The 7,936-nt window shown below is 72.7% G+C and carries 7 protein-coding genes and 1 pseudogene; 5 read left to right on the forward strand and 3 right to left on the reverse strand.

Going from position 1 to position 7,936, the window contains the following annotated elements:
* Both G6045_RS41015 and G6045_RS37560 read left to right on the forward strand, forming a co-directional pair.
* A pseudogene (locus G6045_RS41015) lies at window positions 1-397 on the forward strand (hypothetical protein); the annotation flags it as partial.
* A 61-nt stretch (window positions 398-458) separates the two neighbouring features.
* A complete protein-coding gene (locus G6045_RS37560; RefSeq protein ID WP_165336722.1) occupies window positions 459-1,220 on the forward strand; it encodes a bestrophin-like domain in 762 nt (253 codons plus the stop codon).
* Window positions 1,221-1,235: 15 nt separating this feature from the next.
* Here the strand turns inward: G6045_RS37560 and G6045_RS37565 are convergent, their stop codons facing one another.
* From G6045_RS37565 to G6045_RS37575, 3 genes are all read right to left on the reverse strand, one after another.
* Window positions 1,236-2,612 carry a L,D-transpeptidase gene (locus tag G6045_RS37565; RefSeq protein ID WP_235968556.1) on the reverse strand — a complete coding sequence of 459 codons (1,377 nt, stop codon included), beginning with the start codon at window positions 2,610-2,612 and terminating at the stop codon, window positions 1,236-1,238.
* A 153-nt stretch (window positions 2,613-2,765) separates the two neighbouring features.
* Window positions 2,766-3,428 carry a response regulator gene (locus G6045_RS37570; protein WP_165336723.1) on the reverse strand — a complete coding sequence of 221 codons (663 nt, stop codon included), beginning with the start codon at window positions 3,426-3,428 and terminating at the stop codon, window positions 2,766-2,768.
* Complete coding sequence (locus tag G6045_RS37575) at window positions 3,425-4,588, reverse strand: sensor histidine kinase (protein ID WP_328708051.1); 1,164 nt, start codon at window positions 4,586-4,588, stop codon at window positions 3,425-3,427. The genes G6045_RS37570 and G6045_RS37575 overlap by 4 nt, the downstream gene beginning before the upstream one ends.
* A 110-nt stretch (window positions 4,589-4,698) precedes the next feature.
* On the opposite strand from G6045_RS37575, the gene G6045_RS37580 reads away from it, so the two are divergent.
* The 3 genes from G6045_RS37580 to G6045_RS37590 all read left to right on the forward strand — a co-directional run.
* Complete coding sequence (locus G6045_RS37580) at window positions 4,699-5,652, forward strand: ABC transporter ATP-binding protein (protein ID WP_165336725.1); 954 nt, start codon at window positions 4,699-4,701, stop codon at window positions 5,650-5,652.
* Window positions 5,649-7,166 (forward strand): ABC transporter permease subunit, encoded by a 1,518-nt coding sequence (locus tag G6045_RS37585; protein ID WP_165336726.1) that lies wholly within the window; start codon window positions 5,649-5,651, stop codon window positions 7,164-7,166. The genes G6045_RS37580 and G6045_RS37585 overlap by 4 nt, the downstream gene beginning before the upstream one ends.
* The coding region (locus tag G6045_RS37590; RefSeq protein WP_165336727.1) for an ABC transporter permease at window positions 7,159-7,936 on the forward strand (778 nt) is incomplete at its 3' end. The genes G6045_RS37585 and G6045_RS37590, both read left to right, overlap by 8 nt.

Genomic DNA, 7,936 nt, shown 5'->3' on the forward strand with positions numbered 1-7,936 from the left:
GCCCGCTCCCGAACGTCCCGTCCCCGTGCCTCCGCCCGCCGCCGGGCCGCCGGCACCCGGGCGGCCGGCACCCGGGCCGCCCCGTGAGCGGGAGCAGCCCGGTGAACGCGAGCAGCCGGCGCGAACGGTGCCGGCCCCGGTCGCTCCCGCGCCCTCGGTGCGCCCTCCCGATGCACCGGCCGCCGAGCAGCCCGCACCCGCCGAACTCGCCCCGCCTCCACCGCACATGGCGCCCGGGCCCACCTTCCCCGTACGCCCCTACCGCTCGGCCCTGATCAAACGCCCCGTGCCCGGGGGCTTCTCGACCGTGACGCTGATGACCGTCGTCACCGCACCGGCCGTCCTCGCGGCCGCGGCCCTCAGGCCCGGCGGCCGGGGCCGCTCGTCACGGGCCTGAGCGCTCGCCCGTACGTCCGCACACATGCCTCAAGTTCCGCCCGTACCCCAGGAGTTGCCCCGTGTCCGAATGGCTGGTCCTCGCTCTCGCCATGGTCCTCGTGTGTGCCGTGGTCGTCGCCGTGCCGATGCTGCGGCACCGCAGCAAGCCGGCCGCCGAGGACGACACCTCGCAGACACCCGATGTCATCGAGTACATGGTGATGATGGTCGGCGTGGTCTACGCGATCGTGCTCGGCCTCGCGATCGCCGGGGTCTGGGAGGCCAGGGGAGCCGCGGAGGACTCCGTACGGCGCGAGGCGCAGGCGCTGTACGAGGTGACACAGCGGGTCGAGGTCTATCCGCCCGAGGTGCGCGACCGGATCCGCGACCAGGTCGCCGCGTACGCCGCCCACACCGTGCGCAGCGAATGGCCTCAACTGACCTCGGGCGCCGCTCCCTCGGCGCACGGCGCCGTACTGCTCTCGGAGGTACGCGGCGACATCACGCGGCAGGAACCGGCCTCCGATCTGCAGGCGCAGGCCTATCAGCCGCTGCTCGACCAGATCGCCATCGCCGACGACGCCCGGCACGTACGGGTGAGCGCCGCCGAACCGACCCTGCCGGGCGTGGTGTGGTTCGGTCTGGTCGCGGGCGGGGTGGTGATCGTCGGGCTGATCTTCACGCTGCAGATCCGGCGCTCGGCGCGTGAGCTGCTGCTCGCCGGGGTGTTCAGCGCGCTGATCGTCTTCCTGCTGTTCCTGGTGTGGAACTTCGACGCACCCTTCGGCCGCTACGGGACCGAATCGGCGGAGCCCTTCCAGGAGTTGATCGTCGGCGTCTGAGCGCCGGCGGGGCCCTCAGGCGATCGGAGCCAGCCGCGGGGCCGCCGGGACCCTGTTCTTGGCGTGCACCGTGGAGCCCTTGCGCCACTTCTTCCAGGAGAGGTTCCAGTCGCCGTACCCGTTGTCGAACGGCGTCATGTCCTCGCCCAGACTGTTGACCACCTGGACGATGTCACCGGGGCGCACCAGGTCGAAGAACCACGCGGCGTTGGACATGCTCATCCCCGTACAGCCGTGGCTGACGTTGGCCACGCCGTGCGAACCGACCGACCACGGGGCGGCGTGCACGTACTCGCCGCTCCAGGTGACGCGGGTCGCGTAGTTGACCTTGAGGTCGAAGTAGTCGCTGCTGCCACGGCCGATGCCGATGCCCTCGCCGCGCATCCGAACGAGCCGCTCCTTGGCGAGCACGGTCTTGATGCCGTTGCGGGTGCGGTAGCCGGCCTTGCCGGTGGTCACCGGGATGGTGCGGACCTCCTCGCCGTTGCGCAGCACGGTCATGGTGTGCGTGGACGCGTCGGTGATCGCCTCGATACGGTCGCCGATCCGGATGGTCAGCGGCTTGGAGCCCGCTCCGTACACCCCGTCGCCGATGTTCACGCCGTCGAGTGCGCTGCGCACCGTGATCTCGGTCTGCGCGGGCCAGAAGGAGCGCGGGCGGTAGTGCAGGTTCTGGTCGTCCACCCAGTACCAGGCACCCTCGACCTGCGGCGACGAGCTCACCCGCAGGGCCCGCTCGATCCGCGCGCGGGCGTCCGCCTGCTTGGCGGGTACGGGGCGGTTGAGGGTGGCCGTGACGGGCTGGCCCACGCCGTACGTACCGGCCTTCGGGCCGAACTCGGCGGTGAGGCGGCGGCCTTGGGGCGCGGCGGTTCGGAAGTGCAGCGTCGAGACGACGGGCGCGCCGGACGGCGTTTCGGTCCGTACCGTCGCGCGGTAGCGGAAACCGGCCGGCACCGCCCAGGTGGAGCGCCAGGTGCGGCCGTCGGCGCTGAGGCTTCCGCCGAGCGCGCCGCCGCGCGGGCCGGTCACCGAGACATCGGTGATGTGCCCGTTGGCCCGCATCGTCAGGGCGAGCGGGCCCGACAGGGCCACCGGCTGCTTGATCCTCTTGCGGCCCTCCTGCATTGCCACGGTCCAGGTGGCGGCGCCCGGGTGGCTGACCAGGCAGACGCGGCCGCCGCCCGGTGCGTGGCACAACCCCTTTTTGTCCACGCGGAGTTGGGAGTCACGCGGGGCCGATGCGGTGAGCAGGGCGTCGACGGGGAACCGCGGGGCGAAGCCCGGGCCGCTCGGTGCGGCGCCGGTGCCGGGGGAGTGCGCGGCCGCCGCGAGGAGCAGTGCGGCGGTGGCCACGGAGACGGTGCCCAAGGTCCGGATACGTGCGCTCAACGTGACGACTCCTGACAACTCCGAAGGGCGCACGAGCAGCACCCGGTATGAAAGATCATCATTAATGACCGGCGGACGGGTGAGGCCCGAACGGGCGCGCGGCGCGAGCGGTTCAGCCCGAACGCAGTAACCGGGAGCGGATGTTGCCCGCGCTCAGCGCCCGCCGGGGATGACCAGGCCCGATTCGTACGCGGCCACGACCGCCTGCGTACGGTCGCGCAGGCCCAGCTTGGCCAGGACCCGGCTGACGTGGGTCTTCACGGTCTCCTCGCTGACATGCAGCCGGGCCGCGATCTCCGGGTTGGACAGACCCTCGGCGATCAGTCGCAGGACCTGGGTCTCGCGCGGGGTGAGTGCCGCGAGGTCGGCGGCCGGGCGGGCCGAGGGGCGCAGCCGGGCGAACTCCGCGATCAGCCGGCGCGTCACGGTCGGCGCGAGCAGGGCCTCGCCGGCCGCGACCACCCGTACCGCGTCGAAGAGCTTCTCGGCGGTGACGTCCTTGAGCAGAAAGCCGCCCGCTCCGGCGCCCAGCGCGTCGTACACATGCTCGTCGAGGTCGAAGGTGGTGAGCATCAGGACGCGGATGCCGGTGTCGGCGAGCCGCGCCGTCGCCTCGATCCCGTCCATCACCGGCATCCGGACGTCCATGAGGACCAGGTCAGGGGTGAGTTCACGGCAGATACGGACGGCCTCGGCGCCGTCCTTCGCCGTACCGGCCACCTCGAAGTCGCTCTGGGTGGCGAGGAGTCCGGCGTAGCCGGCGCGGACGAGTTCGTGATCGTCGGCGATGACCAGGCGCAGGGGCTGCTCGCTCATGACGTCTCCTCGTCGGGAGCCTCTGTCGTGGACGGCGTCGGCAGCGTCACCGCGACGTGGAAGCCGCCGCCGAGCGCCGGCCCCGACTCCAGCTTTCCGCCGACCATCGTGGCGCGTTCCCGCATCCCGGTCAGACCGTGGCTGCCCTGCGGGACGGAGGCCTCAGGACCGGGGCCGTTGTCGCGGATGCGCAGCCGCAGTTCGCCGGGGCTGTAGTGGAGCGTCACGTCCACGGCCGCGCCCGGCGCGTGGCGGCGGGCGTTGGTGAGGGCCTCCTGCACGATGCGGTACGCGGTGAGCTCCACGCCCTGGTCCAGCGGACGGATCCGGCCGCTGACGATCAGCCGGGCCGCGCCGCCGCCCGCGTCACGCGCCTCGTCGACCAGCTCGGCCAGCTCCTGAAGGCCCGGCTGCGGGCGCCGGGTCGGCTCGGCCCCCGAGTCCTCGCGCAGCACACCGAGCAACCGGCGCATCTCGGTCAGCGCGGTGCGCGCCGTGTCACCGATCGCGAGCAGCCGCTCCGCGCCGGCCGGCGGCATACCGGCCGTGGTGAGCCGGGCCGTCTCCGCCTGGACGGCGATCATCGAGATGTGGTGGGCCACCACATCGTGCAACTCCCGCGCGATACGGGCCCGTTCGCCGCGGGCCGCATGTTCCTGGAGCGTCTCGGCGATGGCCCGCTCGGTCGCGCTGTGCGCCCGCGCCTCGTTCAGGGCCCGGCGCGCGAGACCCGTCGCCGCCGCGGCCATGGCGCTCAGGCAGACGAGGACGGTGATCTGGCGGTCGCCGAGGCCTGCCACCGCGTATCCGAGGAAAGGCAGGGGCAAAAGCGTGGCGGGCAGGCGCGGGCCGTGGCGGCCCAGGGTGTAGAGGCAGACGAGGAGCGCGGGCAGGCCCCCGGCGGTGAACACGTGGTACGGAGCGAGCGCGAGCAGCGCCGACGCCGAGGCGACGAGCGCCGCCCAGAAGGGCTGCACGCGTACGGCGGCGATGGACAGGGTCGTCGCGAGCGCGAGGATCAGCGCGATCGGCAGCCGGTCGGGATAGCCCCGTACGGCGAGTTCCGCCGTGGCCGCCGCCGTGAGCACGGCAGCGGTGAGCGTCGGGGCGGCCGGTGCGGCGGACAGGGCCCGCAGCTTCCGGGCCGGTATGGCGTTCACCTGGTCATTGTCACCGAGAAGGGCCCCCACGGAGTCCCTCACGTGGGGGATACGAAGACTGCTCCATGGCGTGACGACCGGCGGCCGGGCCGTCCCTAGCCTCATTGCTCATGGACAGCAATGACGGCACCGTCCAGGTGCGCGGACTGCACAAGCGGTTCGGGCCCGTCACAGCACTCGACGGGCTCTCCTTCACGGTCACCCCGGGGCAGGTCACGGGGTTCGTCGGGCCGAACGGCGCCGGCAAGTCGACCACCATGCGGATCATGCTCGGCCTCGACGGGGCCGACGACGGCGAGGCACTGATCGGCGGCCGGCGCTATCACGCGCTGCGCACCCCGCTCCACGAGGTCGGCGCCATGCTGGACGCGGCCGCCGTGCACCCCAGCCGGCGCGGCCGCGACCACCTTCTGTGGCTCGCGCACTCGCACCGTATTCCGGTACGGCGGGTCGACGAGGTCCTCGAACTGGTGGGCCTCGCCTCCGCCGCCCGCCGCCGGGCCGGCGGCTACTCGCTCGGGATGCGGCAGCGGCTCGGGATCGCGGGCGCGCTGCTCGGCGACCCGCCCGTGCTGCTCTTCGACGAGCCCGTCAACGGGCTCGACCCCGAGGGCATCCGCTGGATCCGCGGCTTCCTGCGCTCGCTCGCCCGCGAGGGGCGCACGGTCCTGGTCTCCAGTCATCTGATGAGTGAACTCGAGGACAGCGCCGACCACTTGGTGGTGATCGGGCGCGGCCGGGTCATCGCCGACACCAGCGTGCGCGAGCTGCTCGCCGCCGCGTCCGCGGACCGGGTCGCCCTGCGCACGAGCGCCCGTACGGAGGCGATGACCGTGCTCGCCACCGCGGGGGCCACGGTCGCGGCGACCGGGCGGGACACACTCACCGTGTCCGGGCCCGACGCGGAGAAGGTGGTGCAACTGCTCAGCGGGGCGGGGGTGCCGTTCTCCGAGATCTCGGCGCACCGGGCCTCGCTCGAAGAGGCCTATATGGAACTGACCGGCGACGCCCTGGAGTTCGCGGCCGCGCCGCTCGACGAGGCCGACGAGGAGGGCGTGCGATGACCGCCACACAGACACCGCCCGTCACGCCGTACCGCTCCAGCGCGGTGCCGGCGGGCCGCGACGGATTCGCGCAGCTGCTTCGCGCCGAGTGGACCAAGCTGCGGACCGTACGGCGGTGGAATCTCACGCTGCTCGGCGCGGTGCTCGTGACCGTGCTCATCTCCCTGTTCACCGCGAGCAGTTCGAGCGTGCAGCTCGGCGGCGGCGACCGGCCGCCCGCGCCCACCGGGCCCGGCGGCGAACAGATCCTCGACTCGTTCCGCTACGTCCACCGGAACCTGCCCGCCGACGGCACCGTCACGGTCCGGATCGCGGACTTCCGTACCGACACCTCGGTCACGCCCGAGTGGGCCAAGGCGGGGGTGCTCGTCAAGAAGAGCGACGCCCAGGGGGCCTCGTATGCCGCGATGATGCTCACGCCCGAGCACGGCGTGCGGATGCAGCACGACTTCGTGCACGACACCTCCGGCGGCGCCGCCTCCGCCGACGAGCCGCGCTGGCTGCGGCTGACCAGGGACGGCACGAACCTGACCGGGTACCAGTCGGCGGACGGCAAGGAGTGGACGAAGGTCGCCACCGCGCAGGTGCCGGGGCTGACCGGGACGGTGCAGGTCGGCATGTTCGTCGCCTCTCCGACGGTCACCGAGCTCGACCGGCAGTTCGGCGCGGCCTCCATCGGCGACCGGCCCACGCGGTCCACCGCCACGTTCGACCAGGTCACCGTCACCGGCGCCCAGGGCGGCTGGCAGCACACGGACATCGGTGAACCCCCGGCCGGCGAGAGCGGATCGAGCGAATCGGGCGGCACGTTCACCGTCACCGGCTCCGGGGACATCGCGCCCGCGACGCAGCACGGCGACCTCGCCATGATGAGCCTGAGCGGCACCCAGCTCGGCCTCGTCCTCATCGGGGCGCTCGGCGTCCTGTTCATCACCGCCGAGTACCGGCGCGGCATGATCCGTACGACCTTCGCGGCGAGCCCGCGCCGCGGGAGGGTGCTGCTCGCCAAGGCCGTGGTCGTCGGCGCCGTCACCTTCGTCGCCGCTCTGGTCGCGACCGTCGCGTCCTTCCTGATCGCGCAGCCGATCCTGCGCTCCAATGGCCACAAGCCACCTCAGTTCCCCGAAGTGAGCCTCACCGACGGGCCGGTGCTCCGTGCCGTCGTCGGCTCGGCCGTGCTGCTCGCCCTGATCGCGGTGCTCGCGCTCGGGCTCGGTGCGCTGCTGCGGCACACCGCCGCGGCGATCACGACCGTCGTGGTCCTGTTCGTGGCGCCGCTGATCCTGGTGACCGCGCTGCCGATCGGATTCGCGCAGTTCCTGCAACAGGTCACCCCGCTCGCCGGCTTCGCGATCCAGGAGACCGCGACGCGCTACGACCATGTGGCACGCATGTGCCTGCCCGAGGAAGGCTGCTATCCGCAGGGGCCCTGGCTCGGCATCGCCACCCTGTTCCTGTACGCGGTGGCCGTGCTCGCGCTCGCGATCTGGCGGGTACGGAGGCGGGATGCCTGAGGCCCTGGTGACCGCTGAGGCGCCCGTGACCGGCCGGGGCGCGGCGCGGATGACCGACACGGTGCGCGCCGAGTGGACGAAACTCCGTACGCTGCCCAGCACTTGGTGGCTGCTGATCGCCATCGTCGTGTGCACGGTCGGCGTCGGGGCGCTGACCTCCGGGGCGCTCTCGGTCGGCGACTGTCTTGAGCGGCGCACCTGCGACGAGGACACGGTCGAGCTCAGCCTGACCGGGGTGTGGGTGGGGCAGGCTGCCATGGCCGTGTTCGGGGTGCTCACGGTCACCTCGGAGTACGGCACGGGGACCATCCGCCCGACCCTCACGGCGATACCGTCCCGGCTGCGGATGCTCGCCGCCAAGGCCGTGGTCGTGGCCGGGCTCGCGGCGCTCACGGGAGCGGTCTCGGTGCTCGGGTCGCTGTACGCGGGCCGGATGCTGGTCCTCGACGCCGGGTTCACCACCGAGACCGGCTATCCGCCGATCAGCCTGACGGACGGGCCCACGCTGCGGGCCGCTGTTGGCGCCGTCCTCTACTTCGTGTGCGTCGCCCTGATCGGTCTCGGCCTCGGCGCGGCGCTGCGGGACACGGCGGGCACGCTCACCGGGGTCCTCGTCCTCCTGTACGGATTCCCTTTGGTGGCCGGCATGTTGGCGGACCCCGACTGGGTGGAGAAGGCCCAGCGCGTCTCGCCCACGTCGGCCGGCCTCTCGGTCCTCGCGACCCGCAACCTCGACGCACTGCCGATCGGACCGTGGGCGGGGCTCGGGG

The organism is Streptomyces mesophilus, assembly GCF_011044995.1.
In the GTDB taxonomy this organism is placed as follows: Bacteria; Actinomycetota; Actinomycetes; order Streptomycetales; family Streptomycetaceae; genus Streptomyces; species Streptomyces mesophilus.